Raw genomic sequence first — 794 nt, forward strand, 5'->3', positions numbered from 1 at the left:
TTTTTTATGATATATAAAAACTAAATTTGATTTATATAAGATATTTGAAATAATACAATTTAAAAAGGAGTATCAAATGAAAATCACAATGATAATTCTAAGCTTATTTTTTTTAGTATCTTTAAGTGCATGTGCTTTTAAAGACAATAAAGCAAGTGAATTAGAAACTCTTGCAAGTAATTATGGTGGAATTTATATCTTTGATAAAAAAATAAGAGAAGAGATATTGGAAAATGAAAGAAAGAAAGGAGAGGCAATGAAAAAAATGTCTTTAGGGGATGATTTTTGGGATCAATTAAAAGTTATAGAAAAAAAATTCCCTCAAGTCCTTTCTAATGGTTGTAAATATTATCGTAATGATTATAATTATGATGTAGATGATCCTGACTATGATTTTAACTTCAAAGATAAACCCGAATTTGCATACTATGAAGATCAATTTAAAGCATATATGGGTGAAGAAAACTATAAAAAATTAAGACCTTATTTAGGTATGACAACTTATTATGTGTGTGAGAGTAAAAAATATCCTGTTGTTTTTTCTACTAGATTTATGTATAGTAAAAAAAGCTATGGATTATTTGGAGATGAAGGAAGAGGATTTAGCTTTTCTAGTACAAGATACACAGGTGTTGGCGGAGGACATTTTCATTATTTTACTAATGGTAAATTTATAAAAAGTGATGAAAAATATAATTTGGAAAGATATTAATGAATCCTAAAGAACTTATCTCTCAAATCAAAGACTATGCTAATATAAGATGCTAGTTATGCTATGCTTGATTTAATCGATG

General features: G+C 25.9%; 1 protein-coding gene. It reads left to right on the forward strand.

Translation table 11 applies throughout. From position 1 onward, the window contains the following. Positions 1-76: 76 nt before the first annotated feature. Positions 77-712 carry a tRNA 2-selenouridine synthase gene (locus ELQ12_RS10530; protein ID WP_243834159.1) on the forward strand — a complete coding sequence of 212 codons (636 nt, stop codon included), beginning with the start codon at positions 77-79 and terminating at the stop codon, positions 710-712. Positions 713-794: the final 82 nt, after the last annotated feature.

Origin of the sequence: Campylobacter sp. US25a (genome assembly GCF_004379075.1) — a bacterium.
GTDB lineage: Bacteria > Campylobacterota > Campylobacteria > Campylobacterales > Campylobacteraceae > Campylobacter_D > Campylobacter_D jejuni.

Excerpts from the sequence above, each read along its gene's own strand:
- ELQ12_RS10530 (WP_243834159.1), top strand. The coding sequence starts at position 77 with ATGAAAATCACAATGATAATTCTAAGCTTATTTTTTTTAGTATCTTTA.